The sequence below is a fragment of the Streptomyces sp. NPDC001868 genome (genome assembly GCF_040297125.1).
Lineage (GTDB): Bacteria > Actinomycetota > Actinomycetes > Streptomycetales > Streptomycetaceae > Streptomyces.
On record NZ_JBEOYO010000092.1, the window covers coordinates 1 to 20281 of the forward strand.

The window sequence follows — 20281 nt, forward strand, 5'->3', positions numbered from 1 at the left end:
CCGCCCGGTCCGCCGCGGTCCAGCACGCGGCGACGTGGGCGATGAGCGGCGGACCGGAACACTCTCGCGGGGTCAGTAGGTGGCGAGGGCGGTGCCCGCCGCCGCGTCCGCTCAGACCTCCGGGCACCAGCTCCGCAGCAGTTCGAAGAACTCCTCCTCGTTGCCCGCCAGCCCCGCCGCCGCCAGTGCCTGCTCCGCCTCGGCGAGCGCGGCGGGCGGCACCACGGGTGGTCGGCGGGACTCCGGCGGCCCGTCGAAGGCTGCTCGTACGGTCCCCAGCAGCCGCAGATAGGCCTGTACGGCGGCGCGCTCGCGGTCGGTCAGTACGGCGGTCGGCATCGAACGGCTCTCCCCTGGTCGGATCGGTGAAACTCCGTGCCCGCCCCGGCATACGGGTGGCACACCACCAGCTTGCCGTCCGCCACTGACAATCCCGTCGACCCGCACCCGGATGTCGCCGTGCCGCTACCGGGGCGGCGCCCCCAGCACCGTCTCCCGCTCATGCTCCGTCAGGGGCGGTTCCGGCAAAGGGGGTTTGACGGGTCCGCGCAGCACCGCCAGGACGACCTCCGGTCTGACCAGGGCGCCGATCGGCTCGGTGAGGGTGACCACGCCGAGGTAGGCCTTGAAGACCAGGGGCCGGCCGAGCGAGGTGCGGATCAGCCGCTCCACATAGCGGCCGAAGAGTCTCCGCAGGGCGTTCGGCCGCTTGCCGATGGCCTCCGGGTAGCGGATGTCCACGCCGGTGGCCAGCTCCCAGGCGAGGGTCACCGGCACCGCCACGGCCTTCTGGACCCGGCGCGCCAGCCCCGGCGCCGTGAGGCCGTGCGCCGCGATCCGGTCACGCAGCGCCAGGGCGCTCTGGGCGGCGACCGACATGCCGTGGCCGTAGATCGGGTTGTACGTGGCGACCGAGTCGCCGATCGCGACGAAGCCGTCGGGCCAGCCGGACACCTTCTCGAAGAAGCGGCGCCGGTTGATCGTGCTGCGGGTGACCACCACGTCCGTCAGGGGCTCGGCGCGGGCTATCAGCTCGCCGACCACCGGGTGTCTGACGGCGCGTGCGAACGGCTCGAACTCCTCGGTGAGGGCGGTCGGCTGGCCTCCCCGGGTGCCCGACACCGTCACCAGCCAGCGCCCGCCCTCGATGGGCACGAGGGTCGCGCTCCGCCCCGGCACCGGCTCCGCCCCGTTCGGCTGCACATTGACCACCGGGTACTCCTCGGTGCCCGAGGGCGCCCGGAAGATCCGGGTGGCGTACACGAGCCCGGAGTCGACCTCCTCCATCGGCGCGGGCGCCACCCCGAGCGCGTCGAGCCAGGCGCTGCCCCGCGAACCGCGCCCGGCGGCGTCCACCACCAGATCGGCGGCGAGCACCCGCTCCTCGCCCTCGGCGGAACGGACCCGCAGCCCCGTCACCCGGGAGGCGTCGCCCGCCAGGCCCAGGGTCTCGGTGCGGTCGAGGAGGGTGACCCGGGGCCCGGCGAGGAGGTGGGCGCGGACCACCGACTCCAGCAGATCGCGGCTGCACGCGATCATGAACTCCATCTCGGGCCAGCGCCGCAACCAGCCCTGGGCCGACAGCGAGACCAGACCGGTCGGCAGCGGGATGCGCCGGGCGCCGGCCGCCAGCCAGGCGTCCGTGATCCCCGGCAGCAGGTCCTCCATCGCCAGCGCCCCGCCGGACCACAGCAGATGGGCGTGCCGGGCCTGCGGCACGCCCTTGCGGGGCCCGGGCTCCTCGGGCAGCGCGTCGCGTTCGACGACGGTGACCTCGGCGTGGTCGCGCAGCGCGGCGGCGGCCAGCAGGCCGGCCAGGCCCGCGCCGACGACGACGGCACGCCTCGCGGCCGTGGCCGAGGTGTCGCTCGGGCCGCTAACGGGTTCGCTCATGGAAGTCGCTCTCTGACCTGGTCGCGGCGGCCCATTCACGGGCGGCCGCTACGACGGGTGACTGACGCAGGGCGATGGACATCCGTACGAGGTCACGGGGGTTCTCCGCGGGAGGCGCGGGGGTGTCCGCGGTGGCGGAGCTGATGACGCGGCCCTCCGGGTCGTCCTCCCGGGCCCGTACCGCCGCGGTCACCATCGCCGCGTCGGCCTCGGCCCGCGCCTGGACGGGCTCGGAACCGGCCGCGACGGCGGCGTCGTACGCCTTGGCCCGGACCTCGGAGTCGAAGTACGGGTACAGGCTGAGCATGCCGTCATGGATGTCGGACTCCCGCTGCGTCATCTGGAGCCGGGCAGGCGCCCACCAGGAGATCCGCACGTCGTGGCTCGCCTGGGCCCAGACGGGACGCAACTCCCGCCACAGCGGGCCGAGTCGACGGTACATGGACCAGATGGTCCAGGAGTCGCCGAGGCGCTCCCCGGCCAGGGGCAGACAGAAGCCGACCGCGCAGATCTGCGCGCCGACGGAGGACAGGACGGGTGCGACGTACGTGCTCAGATAGTCCAGGTCGCCGCCCTGCCAGCGGGTGACCACGGCGACCAGTTTGACCGCCGCGAAGGGCACGTTGAGCATGAAGCCGAACGCGATGATCAGCAGCCCGGCGCGCAGCCAGCCGCGCACCTGGAGCGCCCAGCGCCAGCACATCACGTTCATCGCGACGCCCGCGACGGTGAACCCGGTCAGATAGAGCACGATCATCTCGCGCAGGAACGGCGTGTCGGCGTAGTACGTGTCGAAGTCCCGCACCCGCTCCACGGGGGCCTCGCCGAGCACGAACAGCAGCACGATCGCCGCGCACACCGCGCCGTACCCGGCGATCCAGCGGTGGGTCAGACGGCGTGTCGTCTCGGGCGGGCCGCCGCGCCAGTTGGTGATCAGCACCAGACAGGAGCCGCTGAACGCGCTCAGCAGGAGGTAGACCACGGCCGCCGAGACGTTGGTGACGCCGGTGACGCGGTTGACCTCGGTGATCGTCGGCGGCGCGGCGAAGCAGAACACCAAGGCGGCCAGCGTCATCAGCGCGCACACGGATCTGATCAGCGGGTCGCCCCAGTTCCGCAGCAGCGCGGGCGTCTTCGAGGCGAGCGCGATCGTCATCGCGACGGCCGGAAGGTAGTAGCTGGACCCGTCCATGGTTTCGGCGTCTCGGCGTCTCTGCGTCGTCCGGCCGCTCAGCCCTGCGGCCCGCGGTAGCCCAGCGAGGCCCCGATACGGCCGGCCAGGTGATCGCGGCTCACCGGCCCGCGCAGCGCCGAACCGGCGAGCCACGTACGGCACTTGCTGGCCAGCAGCAGTCCGAAGCTCTCGGCGTCCTGCTCGTCCGTCAGGTCGAAACGGGTACGGGCGGCGACCTTCAGCACGGTGTCCCGCAGATCGGCGTCCTGGCTCAATAAGCGCGCGGCGACCGCGGTACCGTCCACGGTCCGGCCGCAGTGCCCGGCCTGCATGTGCCACAGCTCATGGCCGAGGATCACCAACTGGTGGTCGGGCGCGGTGCGCTCCTCGATGACGACCAGGTCCTGTTCGGCCATGTCCAGCCACAGCCCGCTGGCCGTGCCCGGGGGGAAGACGGCCGTGCGGTAGTGGACGGGGCGGCCGCGGCGTCTGCTCATGGCGTCGCACAGGGCCGCGTAGAGGTCGGCGGGGTCCGCCGGTGCCGGCAGCGTCAGTTCGCCGACCAGCTCGCCGCACAGGCGGCGCATTTCCTTTCCGATGCCCACAGATCTCCCCCGGTCAGGACTCGGGCCGCTTGACGCTCTCCAGCAGCATGTCCAGCCACTCCGCCACCTTGTCGCGGTGCTGGTCGGTGGGCAGCTGGGCCGCCCGCCAGGCGATGGAGCGCACGCCGTGGTTCTGCAGCAGCCGCTGCAGCGGGTCGTCGGCGGCCTCGGCCGCCGCGCGCTCACGGTCGGCGAGCTGCTGGAGAAGCTCCTGCTCGGTCCGCATCAGGGCGCTCGCCAGCGCCTCGGGATCCTCGGCGGTGAGGAAACCGGCGTGCACTCTGAAGAAGCGCTGGATGGCGTCGCAGTGCTCCATCGTGGGACGCCGGTCCCCGTTGATCAGGGCGCCCGCCTGCTGGCGCGACATCCCGGCGCCGTCGGCGATCTCCTGCTGGGTGTACTTGCGGCCGCCCGGCTTGAGCCGGGTGCGTCGCAGCAGGTCCAGACGCTGCAGAAAGCGTGCCTGGACGTCCGGTTCACCGGCGCGCTGCCCGCTCAGCAGGGCCTTCACCACCGCCTCCGGCACCCCCGACGCGACCGAGAGCCGTCGGGTGTCGAAGACCTCCGTGTGCCGTACGCGCAGCTTCTCGGCCAGCGCGGTGACACGGGCCACGACGGCCGGCAGCAGAACCGTCGCCGCGGCGTCCGGAACCTCGAAGCCATCCGTCACCGACAGATCTCCTACGTCTCTCTCAGGCCAATTTCGCGGTACTGCGGAATCCGTGGATCCAAGCCTGGCGCGAGACCCTGGTCCCGGCAAGTACACCGTGAACTGCGGGGAGACTAGCGGTTCCGTCGAACTCACATCCAGGTCTCGCCACAACTGTGGCGAGATTCAGCCGTCAACCGGCGCCAAATGCCACGATAGTTGACACGACTCCGACCGGGGCAGCAGGATCAAGGCGCCGCGTGAAGGCCGCATAGGCAAGAGGGGTGACCTCCCGATGGCATATCAGGCAGGAGGGCAGCGGTCGGTACCGCGGCCCGTCCCCGACAGTCTCGAAGCCCAGGAAGCACAGGCGTATCTCCAGGACTACGCCGTGATGCTGGATTCCGTCCTGTTCCCGTCCGTCGTCCTCGACCACCGCTGGGACGTCGTCCTGGCCAACGCCGCGTTCCGGTCGCTCTTCGGCAATGTGGGTCCGCATCCGACGGCCATGCCGGACGACAACTTCCTCCGCTTCGTGCTCTTTCACCCGGACGCCGCCACGGTCCTCGGTGACCACGAGTCCAGCTGGTGCCTGCCGATGCTCGCCCACTTCGCCGCCGCCGTGGAGCACCACGGCCAGGACCGGGGCCTGCAGTCCATCCGCCGGGACATCGCCCAGGACCCGATCATGGACGCCGCCTACCGCCACGGCCTCCCGCACTGGCTCCGCACCCTCGGCCCCCGGGCCGGCCGTCACGACGGCGCCGTACGCCCCCTGGTCCACCCGGACCCCCGCTGGGGCGCCACCCACTGCCGGATCGTCGGCGAGACCCCGGACACCCTCCTCGACCTGGGCTACCACCGGATGACCCTGGTCCTGCGCGAGGTGGGCCGCCCGTCCGACCCCCTGCGCAGGACACGCCGCCCCCGGCGGACCACTTCGAGCCATCTGAGCGTGGTGCACTCTCCCGAGCGGTGAGCCGCACCCCCTCCGGCGCCGCCGGCGTTCAGGTCGCCGACGGCGCCGGAGGTCACCCCTCGACCGGCGGGCCACCCCGCTTAGCCGCCTGGATCTGCTCGTACACATGCGTGCGCAGCTCCGCGAAGCGCGGCGCCACCCGGGTGTGCAACTGGTCCCGCTCGGCGGGCAGATCGATCTTCAGCTGTTCCTGGACGACGGTGGGGGAGGCGGACAGGACCAGGACCCGCTCACCGAGGTAGACGGCCTCGTCGATGTCATGGGTGACGAAGAGGATCGTGATGCCCCGCTCCCGCCACAGGCCCCGCACGAGGTCCTCCAGATCGGCGCGGGTCTGGGCGTCGACGGCCGCGAACGGCTCGTCCATCAGCAGGACGTCCGGCTCGTACGCCAGCGCGCGGGCGATGGCGACCCGCTGCTGCATCCCGCCGGACAGCTGCCAGGGGTACGCGCCCGCCGCGTCGGACAGGCCCACCGAGGCGAGCGCGTCGTCGACCAGCTCCCGCCGCCGCGCCTTGCTCAACCTCTTTTGTCTCAGGGGCAGTTCGACGTTGTCGCGGACCCGCATCCAGGGGAAGAGACTGCGCCCGTACTCCTGGAAGACGACCGCCATGCCGGGCGGCGGCCCCTCCACCGGCCGTCCCCCCAGCAGGACTTCACCGGCCGTCGGGTTCAGCAGCCCGGCCACGCACTTCAGCAGGGTCGTCTTGCCGCAGCCCGACGGCCCCACCAGACAGACCAGTTCACCCGCGTCGACGGTGAACGTGAGGTCCCGTACCGCCTCCACCCGGCGCCCGGAACCCTCGTAGACCTTCCCCAGGCCCCGTACGTCCAGCATGGCCTGCCGCCCCTTCTCGAGTTTCACCACGACCGCCGGGAGGACGCGCGCAGACCGTGGTACCAGCCGAGCACACGCCGCTCGACCAGCCGGAACACGACGGACAGCACAAACCCGAGCAGACCGAGGACGAGGATGCCGGTCCACATGTCGGGGATCGCGAAACCCCGCTGGAACTGGACGATGGCGTAGCCCAGCCCGTTGCTGGACGCGGTCATCTCGCTGATGACCATGAGGATGATGCCGATCGACAGCGCCTGACGCAGCCCCGCGAAGATCTGCGGGCTCGCCGAACGCAGGACGACGTTCCGCAGCCGGGCCGCGCCCGTGATGCCGTACGACCGGGCCGTCTCGGACAGCACGGAGTCCACCGCGCGGACGCCCTCGACGGTGTTGAGCAGGATCGGCCACACACAGCCGCTCGCGATGACGGCGATCTTCATCGTGTCGCCGATGCCCGCGAACAGCATGATGACCGGGACGAGGACCGGCGGCGGTACCGCCCGCAGGAATTCGAGGACCGGCTCGCAGACCGCCCGCACCCGGCGGTAGGAGCCGATGACCGTGCCGAGCGCGACACCGGCCACGGCCGCCAGGGCGTAACCGGCGGACAGCCGCAGCAGGCTGGGCAGGACGTCGGCGTGCAGCCGCTCGGCCGTCCAGACGTCCGGGAAGGTGGTGAGGATCGTGCGCAGGGGTGGCCGGAACGGGTCGGTGCTGCCGTCCGACGCGAACCACCAGACGGTGACCAGGACGAGGGGGAGGGCGACGACGAACAGCGTCCGCAGCAGCACGCGCCTCACACCGTCACCTCCCCGCGCACCGACTGGTGCCAGGCCAGCGCCCGCCGCTCCACCGCGCGGGCGCCCACATTGATCAGGAGGCCCAGTAACCCTGTGACCACCACGAGGGCGTACATCTCCGGCACCGCCTGAGAGGTCTGTGCGACCCCGATGCGCTGGCCCAACCCCGGTGCCCCGATGACGAGTTCGGCGGTCACCGCCAGGATGAGGGCCACGGCGGCGGCCAGCCGGACGCCCGTCATGACGTACGGCAGGGCGGTCGGCCAGAGCACGTGCCGGACCCGTGCCCAGGTGCCCAGGCCGTAGGAGCGGGCGGTCTCCTCGGCGACCGGGTCGACGTCCTGGACGCCGTACAGGGTCTGGATCAGGATCTGCCAGAAGGACGCGTAGACCACCAGCAGGAGCACCGACCGCAGTTCGCTGCCGTACAGCAGGACGGCCAGGGGGATCAGGGCGACCGAGGGGATCGGGCGCAGGAACTCGATCGTGGAGGACGTCGCCTCGCGCAGATACGGCACGACGGCGACGGTGACCCCCGTGAGGATCCCGGCGGTCACCGCGATCACCAGCCCCACGGCCCAGCCGGTCAGCGTGTCACCGAGCGCCGTCCAGAACGCCTCGTCGGCGAGTTCGCCGGCGAGCGCGTCGGCGACCCGGCTGACCGGCGGGAGATAGTCGTCCTCGACGACACCGAGCCGCGGGACCGCCTCCCAGAGGGCGAGGAACCCCGTGAGCCCGGCCGCGCCGAGAGCGGCGTCGGCTCCTCTCACGGGAGCAGCTCGTCCAGGTCGGGAGCCTTCTCGAACAGACCGTCCTCCTGGCCCAGTTCGGCCAGTCGCTCGATCGACGCACGGTCCGGCTCGGCGGGCCAGCGGGGCAGGACGACCGTCTCCAGCAGGCTCTCCGGGATCTTCGTGTACGTGGTGATGATCTCCCGTACCTCGTCCGGGTGTTCGTCGGCGTAGGCCAGCGACTCCGCCGTGGCCTCCTGGAACTTCTTCACCAACTCCGGGTTCTTGGCGGCGTACTGCTCCGAGGTGAAGTACATGGCCACGGTGAGATCCGGGGACACGTCGACGAAGTTCGACGCGAGGACCGTGCCGCCCTGGGACTTGATGGTGGCGAGCGCGGGCTCCACGACACAGGCCGCGTCGACCTGGCCCTTGGCGAGCGCGGCCGGCATCTGGTCGAACGGCATCTCCACGTACTCGACCTTCGAGGGGTCGCCGCCGTCCTTGCGGACCGACTCGTTGACCGAGGTGTCACAGATGTTGCCGAGGGTGTTGGCCGCGACCTTCTTGCCCGCCAGGTCCTTCGCGGACTTCAGGGGGCTGCCCTTCGCCACGGCGATCTCCGCGAAGTCGGCGCCCGCCTTCCCGGTGGACGCCACCCCGTTCACCACCGCCTTGACCGGCACGTTCTTGGACCGGGCGACCAGCAGGGAGGTCATGTTGCTGAAGCCGAAGTCGAACTGGCCGGCGACGACACCGGGCACGATCGCCGCCCCGCCCTGCGCGAGCGTGGGCGCCAGCTTCAGCCCACGCTCGCTGTAGAAGCCCTTCTTCTGGCCCAGGTACAGGGGGGCCACATCGATGATGGGGATGACGCCGAGCTTGAGTGTGGTGGTGCCGCCCGACGCCGAACCCCCGCCGTCGGAACCGGAGTCGGACGAACCGCAGGCCGTCGCGGTGACGAACAAGGTGCCGGCCGCTAGGCCGATGAGCAGACGACGCATGACTCCCCCAGATGGGACCGCTCTTCGACAGGCTGTGCGCAGACCGCACAGAAGTGCTCAGCGGGAAGGTAGAACGCCGTCGGTTGCGGGTCAATGCCCTTGTCGTGCAAGGCCGTTGACAGTTGCAGAAGTGTGCTCCTAGCGTGCGCAGAGCGCACCCCCGTGCGGCTTCCTGGAGGCGACGATGCCCGATCGACACCGGTTCGGCACAGCCCGCGAACCGCACTTCGTCCGGTCCTTCGAGCGGGGCCTCGCGGTCATCCGGGCCTTCGACGCCGAGCATCCCGCGCTGACGCTCAGCGAGGTCGCCCGGAGCTGCGAGCTCACACGGGCGGCCGCCCGCCGCTTCCTGCTCACCCTCGTCGACCTCGGGTACGTCCACACCGACGGCCGGCTGTTCCGGCTGACCCCGCGCGTGCTCGAACTCGGCTACGCGTATCTGTCGACCTTCACCCTCCCCGACCTCGCCCTACCGCATCTGGAGCGGCTGGTCGCGCAGGTCGGGGAGTCGTCCTCGCTGTGCGTCCTCGACGGCGACGCGATCGTCTACGTGGCGAGGGTCCCCACGAGCCGCATCATGACGGCGACGATCACCGTGGGCACCCGCTTCCCGGCCCATGTCACCTCGGTCGGCCGGGTGATCCTCGCGCATCTGCCCGACGAGGAGATCGACACCCGTCTGGCCCGCGCTGACCTCCGGCCCCTCACCCGGCGCACCCTCACCTCCGCCGACCAGCTCAGGACCGAGCTGCGCCGCGTACGACGCCAGGGGTACGCCGTCGTCGACCAGGAGCTGGAGGAGGGGCTCCGGTCGGTCGCCGCCCCGGTCCGGGACCGGGACGGCGAGGTGGTGGCCGGCGTCAACATCCCCGTCCACGCCGGCCGCACCTCCGTGGAGTCGGTACGCCGCGATCTGCTGCCGCAGCTGCTGGCCACGGTCGCCCGGATCGAGGCCGACCTGTGCGTGACGGGGACGGCCACGGGCCGGGCACGCGCCTCCGTCGCACCGGCACCGGCCGGACCGACGCCGCCACCGGCCGGCCCCGCGCCCCTACAGGTCGAGCACCAGCCGTGACCCCCGGCACCGGGACACACAGATGAGCATGGTCTCCCCGGCCTCGCGCTCCTCCTCGCTCAGCACCGAGTCACGGTGGTCGGGGGTGCCCTCCAGGACGTCCGTCTCACAGGTCCCGCAGGTGCCCTCGGTGCAGGAGTACAGCACCTCGACACCGGCGGCGCGCACGGTGTCGAGCACGGACACCCCGACGGGCACGGTGACGGTCTTCCCGGTCCGCTCCAGCACGACCTCGAACTCGCCGTCCGGGCCCGTCTCCTGCTCCTTGGGCCGGAACCGCTCGACCCTGAGCGCCTTCCCGGGGCACCGCTCCTCGACCGCGTCGAGCAGCGCGCCCGGTCCGCAGCAGTAGACGAGGGTGTCCTCGGGCAGACCGTCCAGCACGGACCCGAGGTCGAGCAGCCCGGTCTCGTCCTGCGGGGCGACGGTGACCCGGTCCCCGTACGCGTCCAACTCCGCCCGGAACGCCATGGATTCACGGCTGCGCCCGCCGTACAGCAGGGACCACTCGGCGCCCGCCGCCTCGGCCGCCGCCAGCATCGGCAGGATGGGCGTGATGCCGATACCGCCGGCCACGAACCGGTAGCGGGGCACCGGCTCCAGGGCGAAGTTGTTGCGCGGCCCGCGCACCCGGACCTTGTCGCCCGCCGCCAACTCCGTGTGCACATACGCCGAACCGCCGCGCCCGTCGGGCTCCCGCAGGACCCCGATCCGCCACACCGAGCGGTCCGCCGGGTCGCCGCACAGCGAGTACTGCCGCTCCAGCTCCGGTCCCAGCAGTACGTCGATGTGCGCCCCCGGCTCCCAGGCCGGGAGTTCCTCGCCCAGCGGATGCCGGAGGGTGAGGGCGAGCACACCGTCGGCCGCGAACTCCCGGCTGCCGACGATGAGTTCGGCCTCGTAGACGGCCGAGGTCGATGACGAGGTCATGAGCTGGTTCCTTGGGGCTCGTGTCCTTGGGCTTCGTGTCCCCGGGGTTCGTGTCCCTGGGGGTGGGCGAGCATCCACTCCCACATCTCGATGGGGTCCTGCGCGGTGTGCTCGCGTCCACAGTGACAGGTGCCGTGCAGGATGTCCGTACCCGGCAGCCAGTCGATGCGGTAGACCTCGCCGGTCCCTCCGGTCCGGAAGGTGGGCGGTGTGCTCACTGGACCTTCTCCACCGGCTTCTGGCCCTGCTCGACCAGCCGGGCGAGGATACGGCGGGCCGCCAGACCACCGGTGTCGATGTTGATGCTCAGCTCCTGGTAGCCGTCGCGCTCGGAGCCCAGCGTCTTCTGGAGCAGGTTCAGCGCGACGACGTCCTGCATGACGACCGTGTGGTTGTTGCCCTTGAGGAACTCGGTGACCTCGTCGCTCCCGGTCGCCCAGTCCCGGGAGACCATCCAGAAGTCGTACACCTTGCCGTCCGTCGACGGGGTGATCGCGTACGTGATCTCGGTGTGGAAGCCGTTCGGGTCGCTGCCGTCCGCCTCCGGGACCACGCCCACCGGGGCGATCCGGCTGTGCAGCAGATACAGGCACGGGGCGAAGTACTCGATGTCCTGCCAGCGTGTGATCCGGCCCTTGATGCCGGTCGACTTCGCGTAGAACGGCGGGCACTCGGCGTCGTCCATGTGCCGGCTCACCCGTACGACACCGGCGCCCTCGTCGACCTCGGTGGTGATCGGCGTCTCGGCGACCTCGGGGGTGCCTATGTAGCCGCCGTGCAGATAGGTCTCGTGGGAGAGGTCGAGCAGGTTGTCGACGAGGAGGCCGTAGTCGGCGTCGATGGGCTCCATGCCGCGCACGGTGACCCAGCCGGGGGAGGCCAGGTGCTTGGCGCGCGGGATGCTCTGCGGGTCGGCGAGGGCCGGGTCGCCTATCCAGACCCAGATCAGCGAGTCCTGCTCGACCACGGGGTACGAGGCGACGCGCGCCGTCCGGGGGATCCGCTTCTGCCCCGGCACATACACACAGGCGCCGGTCGTGTCGTAGGTGAAGCCGTGGTAGCCGCACACGATCCGGTCGCCGTCGAGCCCGCTCTCGGACAGCGGGTACCGGCGGTGCACACAGCGGTCGTGCAGCGCGATCGGCGTGCCCTCCTCCTCCGTCCGGTAGAACACGAGGGGTTCGCCCAGGATCGTCCGGCCGAGCAGCTCCCGCCCGACCTCTTCGGCGTAGGCGGCGACGTACCACTGATTCCTGGCGAAGGCGGTCATGTGAGGCATGGCTGCGGCTCCTGTCTCTCTTGGTGGTGGCATCGTCGAGGACGGCTTCACAGGGCCGCAACGCCTCTTCCGCCCCACGGAAGGCGTTCGGTGAACCGGCTGGTCGGAGCGGTGGCGCGAAAGCGGCCCCCCGGCCCCGGGAACGGCCGCGGGCCGCCGGCCAGTGCGTCCCGGCGGCCTCGGCACCCACCCTGGGAGCCGTCCACCGGGACCTGGCACCTGGGAGGCCCAGCCGCTCGCGGTGTCCTGAGGGTGGCGGGCCCGTTCCTGCCGTGGGTGCGGCGAACGTCGACGGGCGGGACGAGGCCCGCCGCGGCCGAGGCGAGGACCAGCCGGGAGCGGGCGGGGGCCAGCGCCTCGTGGTCGTCGTGGGCGACGCCCAGTTGCGCGGCCAGGTCGACGTTGCCGAAGGCGGCGCGGACGACTCCGGGCGTGGCGCACACGGCGTGGGCGCGTTCCACGCCGAGGGCGGTCTCGACGAGGGCGACGAGCTCGCACCGCCCGGCGGTACGGGCGGCGAGTTCCGACGGCCTTGTCGAAGCGGTCGGGCCGGTGTCCCGGCACGAAGAGCAGGCTGCGGGCGACGGCGATCGGTGTCATCGGTGTCATCGGTGTCATCGGTGTCCTGGGTGTCATACGAAGGTCACCTCCGCCGTGGCGTGCCGGTCCTCGCGGCCGGTGGCCACCCGTAGCGCGGCGCCGTCGTCGGTCGGCGTACCGCAGACCACCAGCGGCTCGCCACCGAACACGGGCCGCCGCAGCCGGTACTCCAGCGACCGCACCCGCCGGTCCGGGGCGTGACGGCGGGCGAGTTCGAGCATTAGCACGGCTAGCAGCGGGCCGTGCACGACGAGCCCCGGGTAGCCCTCCTCGTCCCGGCAGTACGGGGCGTCGTAGTGGATGCGGTGGGCGTTCGCGGTGAGCGCGCTGAAGCGGAAGAGCAGCGCGGGGTCGGGGCGCAGCGGCAGCAGCCACGGGTCGTCCGGGTGCGGGACCGTGGACTCGTCGATGGTGGCCGGGTACTGTCCGGCCGGCCGTCCGGACCGGTAGACGATGTCCTGTTCCTCGACCAGGCACGTCCGGCCGTGCTGCCGGAACTCGCGTCGCTCGGTGACGAACAGCATCTCCCCGGTGCGCCCCTCCTTGGCGGTGACCGAGGCGAGACCGCTCACGCGTTCGGCGGGCTCCCCGAGCCGGAGCGGTTCGGTGATCTCGCAGCGGCCGCCGGCCCACATGCGCCGGCGGTGGGGGAGGGGCGGCAGGAAGTTCCCGTTCAGCGGGTGGCCGTCGGCCCCCAGGTCGCGCTGGGCGGGCCAGGTGAGGAAGTGCAGCCAGTGCCACAGCGGGGGCAGCGGGTCACCGGCCCCGGCGACGGTGCCGGGCAGGTCCAGGACCGCCGACAGGGCCGCCGCGGGGCCGGGGGAGAGCGGGTCCTCGTCCGTCGTCGGCTCAGGAGTCCACGACTGCACGTACGAGCCGAGCGGGGGCGGGGATCTTCATCGGTGGTCTCCAGGAGGGAGGTGCGGGAGGGCTCACGGACGAGGAGGGTGGCCAGGAAGGTGAGCCAGGGACTGCTCGTCCGGCCGAGGACGGTCATGATCGGCACGGTGATGACCATGCCGCCGACCGCGAAGAAGAACATCACCGGGCGACGGCCGAACCGGTCGGAGAGATGGCCCGCGACCGGTTGCAGCAGCATGGGAGGTCCCCCGACTCAGAAGGTGCTCAGGCCCAGGGCCGCGGGGAGGGCGTTCTTGTTGGCGACGCCGTCGCGGGGCGGCAGGGCGCGGGGCGGCTCGTCCGTGGTGATCAGGACCTGGGCGTACGTCGTCGCCGCGCGCGCCTTGACGCGGCCGGCGAGGTCGTCGGCCTGCGCGAGGCCGGAGATACGGAGGGGGTCGTGGATGCTGAGGCCCCGGGCGACGGCGACGAGATCGCTGCTCTGCGTCAGCAGGACCGCGCGCTGCCCGCCCAGCCACGCCCCGCTGACGACCGCGACCCCCTCCTCCTCCGTGGTCAGCACCACGTCGTGGATGTCGGGGTCGCGCCGCGCCTCACGGATGGTGTGGGAGTGGCCGGAGTCCGGCACATAGGCGATCTGCTGGACGCCGCGCCGCTTCAGCGCGCTGAAGACGTCCTCCTGCCAGGAGGGGGCCGGTGCATGGGTCTGACTCACGCCCGACATCATGAGTGCTGATGGCTGAGGTTGGACAATAGAAAAGAGTGATACCCGCATACCGCGCCCGCATGACCGGTGGCCGCCCCCCTGACCGCCCGGGAGATTCGACGGACGCGGCTCGGGGCTGTGGCCCAAGACCGGGGGCCGGGGCAGGGGAAGGAGCGCCGGGGCAGCGGCCGGGGGCGGGGGAAGGAGTGCCGGGAGCAGGGGCCGGAGCAGGGAAGGAGCGCCAGGGGCAGGGGCCGGAGCGCTCCGCGGGTCACTCGGGACCGGCTGCCGTGTCGACCCCCTGGAGCCGGGCCGACGGCCATCTCCCCTCCTCCACCGCCGAGTTGATCTGACGGACCAGCTCCCGGGCCACGATCTCCACGGCGGGCGGGGTCCGTCCGTACCGGGGGGTGCCGAGCACGATGGAGCGCCACACATCGGGCTCGGTGAGCGGCGCCGCGCTCAGCGTGCCCCGGGCGACGTCCTCGGCGATGCCCACCCCGGGCAGGACGGTCCAGCCGTGCCCGGCCAGGACGAGCTGCTTCTGCACCCGCATGGAGTTGGTCTGCACGACGATGTCCATGGCGGCCCCGGCGCGCCCCGCGGCGGCGTCGATCAGCCGGCGCAGGGCGTGTCCCGAGGCGGGCATGACGAGCGGATGCCTGGCGGCCTCCGCGAACGGCACGGGGCGCCCGGCGCTCAGCCCGGCGGACGGCGGGGCGACCGCCCACAGCCGCTCGCGCACCAGCGGGCGCGCGTTCAGTGACGGTGTGCTGTCCAGGTTGTAGAGCAGGGTCAGGTCGAGGTCGCCCTCGTCGAGCCATTGCTGCAGATGCCCGGAGTAGGCGGTCATCAGGCGCAGTTCGACGCCGGGATGATCGCGGGCGAGGGTGGTCACGAGCGGCTCGGCCAGCAGATCGCCCGTGCTCTCCAGCAGCCCGACGGTGACGATGCCCGTCACCTCGCCGGGGGTCGGCTGCACCTCGGCGCGGGCCCGCTCCAGCTCGTTCAGGGCGCGCCGGGCGCGGTCCACCATGATCGTGCCGGCCTCCGTGGGCCGCATGCCCTGCCCGGTCCGCTCGAAGAGGTCGACGCCGAGCTCCTGCTCCAGGGTGCGGATCTGCCGGGTCACCGCCGGCTGCACCAGATGCAGCAGCTCCGCCGCGCGCGTGACGCTGCCCACCTCGGCGACCGTCACGATCGCCCTGAGCTGCTTGACGTCCACGATGTCCGTTCCTCCGCCGCCGTCCGAAGCCCGCATGGTGCCATGACGAATCGCTATTTCACCCGGGCACACATAACTGCTATTGATGGTACTCCCGGCCCGGGACCCCATCCTCAGGAGGCCACTTCATGACCGAACGCCCCGAAGCACGGCCACCCGCCGAAGCAGGGCCACTCGCCGGCATCACCGTCGTGAGCATCGAGCAGGCCGTCGCCGCGCCCTTCGCGACCCGGCAGCTCGCCGACCTCGGCGCCAGGGTGATCAAGGTGGAGCGCCCGGGAGGAGGCGACTTCGCCCGTCGCTACGACACCACCGTGCACGGCGAGTCCAGCTACTTCGTGTGGCTCAACCGGTCCAAGGAGTCGGTGACGCTCGACCTGAAGACGGACGCGGGGCGGGCCGTCCTGGAGCGGCTGCTCGCCGGTGCCGACGTGTTCGTGCAGAACCTGGCGCCGGGCGCCGCCATCCGGCTGGGCCTCGGCGCACCGGCCCTCGCCGAGCGGTTCCCCACCCTGATCCCGTGCGCGATCACCGGCTACGGCTCCAGCGGCCCCTGGGCCGACCGCAAGGCCTACGACCTGCTGGTGCAGTGCCAGACGGGCCTCGTGTCGCTGACGGGCAACGAGCACGGCACCGCCCGGGTGGGGGTGTCCGTCGCCGACATCGCCGCCGGCATGTACGCCTACTCCGGCATCCTCACCGCCCTGTTCGCCCGGGCCACCACGGGTGCCGTGCGGGCCGTGGAGGTCTCGCTGTTCGAGGCGCTGGCGGAGTGGATGAGCCAGCCGGCGTACTACACCCGGTTCGGCGGCACCCAGCCCCCGCGCATCGGTACCCAGCACGCCACGATCGCCCCGTACGGCGCCTACACCGCCGCCGACGGCAAGGACGTGCTGTTCTCCATCCAGAACGAGCGCGAGTGGGCGGCGCTGTGCGAACGGTTCCTAGGCCTGCCGGGGCTCGTCGCGGACCCCCGGTTCGCCACCGGCTCCGCCCGCGTCGCCCACCGTACGGAGGTGAACGCGATCGTGGCCGAGCGGTTCGGTGAACTGGACGGCGCGGTGGCGATGGCGCTCCTGGACGAGGCGGGCATCGCCAACGCCGGCGTCAACGACGTCGAGGACTTCCTCGCCCACCCCGTGCTCGACGAACGCGACCGCTGGCAGGACGTACGGATCCCCGGCGGCGCCCTGGTCCCGGCACTGCTGCCCCCCGCGGACCTGAGCGGCGTCGCGCCGCGCATGGACCCGGTCCCCGCGGCCGGCGAGCACACCGACAGCATCCTGGCCGAACTGGGCTACAGCGCGGCCGACATCGCGGGCCTCAGGGCCGGCCACTCCATCTGAACCGGCCGACCGTGGGACACACCCAGCTCACCCAGCGAGGAGCGTCACAGCATGAGCACTCCGGACGTCCTGTCCGAGGACGAACAGTTCATGGTCACCACGGTGCGGGACTTCGTCGACAAGGAGGTGAGGCCCGTCGCCCAGGAACTCGAACACGCCGACACCTACCCCGAGGCCCTGATCGAGCGGATGAAGCAGCTCGGCGTCTACGGCCTCGCCGTCCCCGAGGAGTACGGCGGGACCCCGGTCTCCACCTCCTGCTATGTGCTGATCACCGAGGAACTGGCGCGCGGCTGGATGAGCCTGGCCGGGGCGATGGGCGGCCACACGGTCGTCACCAAGCTCCTGCTGCACTTCGGCACGGAGGAACAGAAGAGCCACTGGCTGCCGAGGCTGGCCACCGGCGAGGTCCGCGCCACCATGGCCCTGACGGAACCCGGCGGCGGCTCCGACCTCCAGGCGATGCGCACGGTGGCCCGCGCCCACGCGGACGGCGGCTATGTCGTCGACGGCGCCAAGACCTGGATCACCAACTCCCGCCGCGCCGGCCTGATCGCGCTGCTCTGCAAGACCGACCCGGACGCCGTCCCCGCCCACCGGGGCATCTCCATCCTCCTCGTCGAACACGGCCCCGGCCTGACCGTCTCCCGCGATCTGCCCAAACTCGGCTACAAGGGCGTCGAGAGCTGCGAGCTGTCCTTCGACGGCCACCGGGTGCCGGCCGGCGCCCTCCTCGGCGGGGTGGAGGGCGAGGGCTTCGGGCAGATGATGAAGGGCCTGGAGACCGGCCGGCTCCAGGTCGCCGCCCGCGCCCTCGGTGTCGGCCGGGCGGCCCTGGAGGACTCCCTCGCCTACGCCCAGGAACGCGAGTCGTTCGGCAAGCCGATCTGGCAGCACCAGTCCATCGGCAACTATCTGGCGGACATGGCCACGTCACTCACCGCGGCCCGCCAGCTCACCCTGTACGCCGCCCGCGAGGCCGACGCCGGCCGGCGCGTCGACATGGAGGCCGGCATGGCCAAGCTCTTCGCCTCCGAGACCGCCATGCAGATCGCCCTCAACGCCGTCCGCATCCACGGCGGTTACGGCTACTCCACCGAGTTCGACGTCGAACGCTACTTCCGTGACGCCCCGCTGATGATCGTCGGCGAGGGCACCAACGAGATCCAGCGCAATGTCATCGCCGCCCAGCTCGTCAAGCGCGGAGGGCTCGACTGAGACGAGGGGGCGACCTCGCCCCTGCCCGGTGCTGTTCGTGTGGCGGACCCCTGTGCGTCACACCCGCGCCACGGGCCCTTCCCTGTCGTTGGTTGCTCTAGGACCATTCCCTGCGCGCAGGTCACATCCATCGCACCACGTCAGGACAAGAGGTCACCCACCCATGCCTGAAGTCAATCGGCGCCGGTTCCTCCAACTCACGGGCGGTACCGCCGCGTTCGCCGCGCTGTCGAGCAGTATCGAGAAGGCCGCGGCCCTGCCCGCGCACCACCGGACCGGCACGATCGAGGACGTCGAGCACATCGTCGTCCTCATGCAGGAGAACCGGTCCTTCGACCACTACTTCGGCGCCCTGAGAGGCGTACGGGGCTTCGGCGACCCGCATCCGGTGACGCTGGACAACGGCAAGTCGGTCTGGCACCAGTCGGACGGCACGAAGGACGTGCTGCCGTTCCACCCCGAGGCCGACGATCTCGGCATGCAGTTCCTGGAGGGCCTGCCGCACAGCTGGCCGGACGGGCACGCCGCCTACAACGGCGGCAAGTACGACAAGTGGGTGCCCGCCAAGGGCACCACGACGATGGCGTATCTGACCCGCGATGACATCCCCTTCCACTACGCCCTCGCCGACACGTTCACCGTCTGCGACGCCTACCACTGCTCGTTCATCGGCTCGACCGACCCCAACCGCTACTACATGTGGACCGGGTACACGGGCAACGACGGCAAGGGCGGCGGCCCCGTCCTCGGCAACGACGAACTCGGCTACGACTGGACGACCTACCCCGAGCGCCTCGAAGCCGCCGGGATCTCCTGGAAGATCTACCAGGACATCGGCGACGGCCTGGACGCGGCCGGCTCCTGGGGCTGGATACAGGACGCCTACCGGGGCAACTACGGCGACAACTCGCTGCTCTACTTCAACAAGTACCGCAACGCCAAGCCCGGCGACCCCTGGTACGACAAGGCCCGCACCGGGACGAACGCGAAGGCCGGCGACGGCTACTTCGACCTGCTGAAGGCCGACGTCAAGGCGGGCAAGCTGCCCCAGATCTCCTGGATCGCCGCGCCCGAGGCGTTCTCCGAGCACTCCAACTGGCCCTCGAACTACGGCGCCTGGTACATCTCCCAGGTCCTCGACGCCTTGACCTCCAACCCGGCGGTCTGGGCGAAGACGGCCCTCTTCATCACCTACGACGAGAACGACGGCTTCTTCGACCACCTCGTGCCGCCGCTGCCGCCGCGCGACGCGTCCCGCGGCAAGTCCACGGTCGATGTCTCCCCCGACCTCTACAAGGGCGACGCCAACCGGGTCGCGGGCCCCTACGGTCTGGGCCCGCGCGTCCCCATGCTGGTCGTCTCGCCCTGGAGCAAGGGCGGCTACGTCTGCTCGGAGACCCTCGACCACACCTCGATCGTGCGGTTCATGGAGCGCCGGTTCGGGGTGAAGGAGCCGAACATCTCGCCGTGGCGGCGGGCGATCTGCGGCGACCTCACCGCCGCGTTCGACTTCTCCCACAAGGACAGCCGGCCCGCCGCGCTGCCGGACACCGACGAGTACGAGCCGCAGGACCGGGAGCGGCACCCCGACTACAGGCCGGCGGTGCCGGCGGACCCGAGCATGCCGAGGCAGGAGCGGGGGCTGCGTCCGGCCCGGCCGCTCAGGTACGCGCCCCGGGTGGACGCCTCGGCCGACCCGAAGGCCGGCACCCTCACCCTCACGTTCGCCTCCGGCGGCCGGGCGGGGGCGGCGTTCCTCGTCACGTCCGGCAACCGTACGGACGGCCCCTGGACGTACACGACCGAGGCGGGCAAGGCCGTGTCGGACACCTGGAACTCCGCGTCCTCCGGCGGCTCCTACGACCTCACGGTGCACGGTCCGAACGGCTTCCTGCGGGCCTTCGAGGGGCCGGGCAAGACACGCGGGCCCGAGGTGACGGCGCGGCACGTCGGCGACGACGTGGAACTGACCTTCACCAACAAGGGCGCCGGGACGGTGAGTCTGAAGGTCACGAGCGCGTACGGGGGCCGGTCCCGCACGGTCCGGGTGCGGGCCGGGGCGACCGTGCGCCAGGTCGTCGACCTGCGCGCGAGCCGACGGTGGTACGACCTGACCGTCACCGCCGACGGGGGGTTCCTCCGGAGGTTCGCCGGCCACGTGGAGAACGGGCGTCCCGGGGTGAGCGATCCGGCGTTGGGGGCGCGGTAGGGCGCCTGAGAGCTCGGGGGGAACGGTGATCGGGCGGCTGCGGGCCGCATGTGGCTGATCGCGCATCCCGCATCCCCGCGCACAGCCCCTGCCCCACGAAGGGCGGTGTGAGGTGCGCGGCATCGCCCAGCAGGAAGACGCGGCCCCGGCGCCACC

Annotated in this window: 21 protein-coding genes and 1 pseudogene; 5 read left to right on the forward strand and 17 right to left on the reverse strand. The window is 71.7% G+C overall.

All coding sequences use genetic code 11. The features are described 5' to 3' along the window. Positions 1 to 111: 111 nt before the first annotated feature. From ABT147_RS45360 to ABT147_RS45380, 5 genes are all read right to left on the reverse strand, one after another. Positions 112 to 339 carry a hypothetical protein gene (locus ABT147_RS45360; protein WP_351418008.1) on the reverse strand — a complete coding sequence of 76 codons (228 nt, stop codon included), beginning with the start codon at positions 337 to 339 and terminating at the stop codon, positions 112 to 114. Between the two features lie 126 nt (positions 340 to 465). Next, positions 466 to 1893: an FAD-dependent monooxygenase gene (locus tag ABT147_RS45365; protein WP_351418009.1), complete on the reverse strand. Its 1428-nt coding sequence runs from the start codon at positions 1891 to 1893 to the stop codon at positions 466 to 468. Continuing rightward, positions 1877 to 3085 carry an MAB_1171c family putative transporter gene (locus ABT147_RS45370; protein WP_351418012.1) on the reverse strand — a complete coding sequence of 403 codons (1209 nt, stop codon included), beginning with the start codon at positions 3083 to 3085 and terminating at the stop codon, positions 1877 to 1879. The genes ABT147_RS45365 and ABT147_RS45370 overlap by 17 nt, the downstream gene beginning before the upstream one ends. 38 nt (positions 3086 to 3123) lie before the next feature. Further along, positions 3124 to 3654: a toxin-antitoxin system, toxin component gene (locus ABT147_RS45375; protein ID WP_351418051.1), complete on the reverse strand. Its 531-nt coding sequence runs from the start codon at positions 3652 to 3654 to the stop codon at positions 3124 to 3126. A gap of 31 nt (positions 3655 to 3685) precedes the next feature. After that, the gene (locus ABT147_RS45380; RefSeq protein WP_351418014.1) at positions 3686 to 4342 is read right to left on the reverse strand and encodes a helix-turn-helix domain-containing protein; all 657 of its coding nucleotides are present in this window, start codon (positions 4340 to 4342) and stop codon (positions 3686 to 3688) included. 274 nt (positions 4343 to 4616) lie between these two features. Here ABT147_RS45380 and ABT147_RS45385 point away from each other — a divergent pair, with 274 nt between their 5' ends. After that, a complete protein-coding gene (locus ABT147_RS45385) occupies positions 4617 to 5300 on the forward strand; it encodes an MmyB family transcriptional regulator (RefSeq protein ID WP_351418017.1) in 684 nt (227 codons plus the stop codon). A 52-nt stretch (positions 5301 to 5352) separates the two neighbouring features. Here ABT147_RS45385 and ABT147_RS45390 read toward each other — a convergent pair whose 3' ends face one another. From ABT147_RS45390 to ABT147_RS45405, 4 genes are read right to left on the reverse strand one after another with little or no spacing between them, the layout of a single operon-like run. Beyond that, on the reverse strand, positions 5353 to 6138 hold the full coding sequence (locus ABT147_RS45390; RefSeq protein WP_351418053.1) for an ABC transporter ATP-binding protein: 786 nt from the start codon (positions 6136 to 6138) through the stop codon (positions 5353 to 5355). Positions 6139 to 6161: 23 nt separating this feature from the next. Continuing rightward, positions 6162 to 6941: an ABC transporter permease gene (locus ABT147_RS45395; RefSeq protein WP_351418019.1), complete on the reverse strand. Its 780-nt coding sequence runs from the start codon at positions 6939 to 6941 to the stop codon at positions 6162 to 6164. Next, entirely contained in the window at positions 6938 to 7711 is a 774-nt protein-coding gene (locus ABT147_RS45400; RefSeq protein WP_351418022.1) for an ABC transporter permease, read from the reverse strand. The genes ABT147_RS45395 and ABT147_RS45400 overlap by 4 nt, the downstream gene beginning before the upstream one ends. Next, positions 7708 to 8676 carry an ABC transporter substrate-binding protein gene (locus ABT147_RS45405; RefSeq protein WP_351418024.1) on the reverse strand — a complete coding sequence of 323 codons (969 nt, stop codon included), beginning with the start codon at positions 8674 to 8676 and terminating at the stop codon, positions 7708 to 7710. The genes ABT147_RS45400 and ABT147_RS45405 overlap by 4 nt, the downstream gene beginning before the upstream one ends. A gap of 184 nt (positions 8677 to 8860) precedes the next feature. Here ABT147_RS45405 and ABT147_RS45410 point away from each other — a divergent pair, with 184 nt between their 5' ends. After that, positions 8861 to 9751: an IclR family transcriptional regulator domain-containing protein gene (locus ABT147_RS45410; RefSeq protein ID WP_351418026.1), complete on the forward strand. Its 891-nt coding sequence runs from the start codon at positions 8861 to 8863 to the stop codon at positions 9749 to 9751. On the opposite strand, the gene ABT147_RS45415 is transcribed toward ABT147_RS45410, so the two are convergent. From ABT147_RS45415 to ABT147_RS45445, 7 genes are all read right to left on the reverse strand, one after another. After that, the gene (locus tag ABT147_RS45415; RefSeq protein WP_351418029.1) at positions 9728 to 10681 is read right to left on the reverse strand and encodes a PDR/VanB family oxidoreductase; all 954 of its coding nucleotides are present in this window, start codon (positions 10679 to 10681) and stop codon (positions 9728 to 9730) included. The two genes, ABT147_RS45410 and ABT147_RS45415, sit on opposite strands and share 24 nt — an antisense overlap. Continuing rightward, on the reverse strand, positions 10678 to 10899 hold the full coding sequence (locus tag ABT147_RS45420; RefSeq protein ID WP_351418031.1) for a hypothetical protein: 222 nt from the start codon (positions 10897 to 10899) through the stop codon (positions 10678 to 10680). Before ABT147_RS45420 ends, ABT147_RS45415 begins: the two co-directional genes overlap by 4 nt. Beyond that, complete coding sequence (locus ABT147_RS45425; protein ID WP_351418033.1) at positions 10896 to 11960, reverse strand: aromatic ring-hydroxylating dioxygenase subunit alpha; 1065 nt, start codon at positions 11958 to 11960, stop codon at positions 10896 to 10898. Before ABT147_RS45425 ends, ABT147_RS45420 begins: the two co-directional genes overlap by 4 nt. A 47-nt stretch (positions 11961 to 12007) precedes the next feature. After that, a complete protein-coding gene (locus tag ABT147_RS45430; protein ID WP_351418035.1) occupies positions 12008 to 12421 on the reverse strand; it encodes a hypothetical protein in 414 nt (137 codons plus the stop codon). 171 nt (positions 12422 to 12592) lie between these two features. Then, complete coding sequence (locus ABT147_RS45435; protein WP_351418038.1) at positions 12593 to 13429, reverse strand: HTD2 family dehydratase; 837 nt, start codon at positions 13427 to 13429, stop codon at positions 12593 to 12595. A 245-nt stretch (positions 13430 to 13674) separates the two neighbouring features. Continuing rightward, positions 13675 to 14136, reverse strand: coding sequence for a hypothetical protein (locus tag ABT147_RS45440; RefSeq protein WP_351418040.1), 462 nt, complete (start codon positions 14134 to 14136; stop codon positions 13675 to 13677). A gap of 262 nt (positions 14137 to 14398) precedes the next feature. After that, a complete protein-coding gene (locus ABT147_RS45445) occupies positions 14399 to 15388 on the reverse strand; it encodes a LysR family transcriptional regulator (RefSeq protein WP_351418042.1) in 990 nt (329 codons plus the stop codon). A gap of 92 nt (positions 15389 to 15480) precedes the next feature. Between ABT147_RS45445 and ABT147_RS45450 the strand changes: the two genes are divergently transcribed. From ABT147_RS45450 to ABT147_RS45460, 3 genes are all read left to right on the forward strand, one after another. Continuing rightward, on the forward strand, positions 15481 to 16698 hold the full coding sequence (locus ABT147_RS45450) for a CaiB/BaiF CoA transferase family protein (RefSeq protein ID WP_351418044.1): 1218 nt from the start codon (positions 15481 to 15483) through the stop codon (positions 16696 to 16698). Between the two features lie 51 nt (positions 16699 to 16749). Further along, positions 16750 to 17916 (forward strand): acyl-CoA dehydrogenase family protein, encoded by a 1167-nt coding sequence (locus tag ABT147_RS45455; protein ID WP_351418047.1) that lies wholly within the window; start codon positions 16750 to 16752, stop codon positions 17914 to 17916. Positions 17917 to 18079: 163 nt separating this feature from the next. Next, entirely contained in the window at positions 18080 to 20125 is a 2046-nt protein-coding gene (locus ABT147_RS45460; RefSeq protein WP_351418049.1) for a phosphocholine-specific phospholipase C, read from the forward strand. A 49-nt stretch (positions 20126 to 20174) separates the two neighbouring features. Here ABT147_RS45460 and ABT147_RS45465 read toward each other — a convergent pair. Beyond that, positions 20175 to 20281: pseudogene (locus tag ABT147_RS45465) on the reverse strand (FAD-dependent monooxygenase); the annotation flags it as partial.

What these genes read in the sequence shown, in the direction of transcription:
- ABT147_RS45410 (WP_351418026.1), top strand. Translation starts at nt 8,861, where the DNA reads ATGCCCGATCGACACCGGTTCGGCACAGCCCGCGAACCGCACTTCGTC.
- ABT147_RS45360 (WP_351418008.1), bottom strand. Translation starts at nt 339, where the DNA reads ATGCCGACCGCCGTACTGACCGACCGCGAGCGCGCCGCCGTACAGGCC.
- ABT147_RS45425 (WP_351418033.1), bottom strand. Translation starts at nt 11,960, where the DNA reads ATGCCTCACATGACCGCCTTCGCCAGGAATCAGTGGTACGTCGCCGCC.
- ABT147_RS45460 (WP_351418049.1), top strand. Translation starts at nt 18,080, where the DNA reads ATGCCTGAAGTCAATCGGCGCCGGTTCCTCCAACTCACGGGCGGTACC.
- ABT147_RS45370 (WP_351418012.1), bottom strand. Translation starts at nt 3,085, where the DNA reads ATGGACGGGTCCAGCTACTACCTTCCGGCCGTCGCGATGACGATCGCG.
- ABT147_RS45390 (WP_351418053.1), bottom strand. Translation starts at nt 6,138, where the DNA reads ATGCTGGACGTACGGGGCCTGGGGAAGGTCTACGAGGGTTCCGGGCGC.
- ABT147_RS45375 (WP_351418051.1), bottom strand. Translation starts at nt 3,654, where the DNA reads ATGCGCCGCCTGTGCGGCGAGCTGGTCGGCGAACTGACGCTGCCGGCA.
- ABT147_RS45405 (WP_351418024.1), bottom strand. Translation starts at nt 8,676, where the DNA reads ATGCGTCGTCTGCTCATCGGCCTAGCGGCCGGCACCTTGTTCGTCACC.
- ABT147_RS45365 (WP_351418009.1), bottom strand. Translation starts at nt 1,893, where the DNA reads ATGAGCGAACCCGTTAGCGGCCCGAGCGACACCTCGGCCACGGCCGCG.
- ABT147_RS45450 (WP_351418044.1), top strand. Translation starts at nt 15,481, where the DNA reads ATGACCGAACGCCCCGAAGCACGGCCACCCGCCGAAGCAGGGCCACTC.
- ABT147_RS45455 (WP_351418047.1), top strand. Translation starts at nt 16,750, where the DNA reads ATGAGCACTCCGGACGTCCTGTCCGAGGACGAACAGTTCATGGTCACC.
- ABT147_RS45385 (WP_351418017.1), top strand. Translation starts at nt 4,617, where the DNA reads ATGGCATATCAGGCAGGAGGGCAGCGGTCGGTACCGCGGCCCGTCCCC.
- ABT147_RS45415 (WP_351418029.1), bottom strand. Translation starts at nt 10,681, where the DNA reads ATGACCTCGTCATCGACCTCGGCCGTCTACGAGGCCGAACTCATCGTC.
- ABT147_RS45445 (WP_351418042.1), bottom strand. Translation starts at nt 15,388, where the DNA reads ATGCGGGCTTCGGACGGCGGCGGAGGAACGGACATCGTGGACGTCAAG.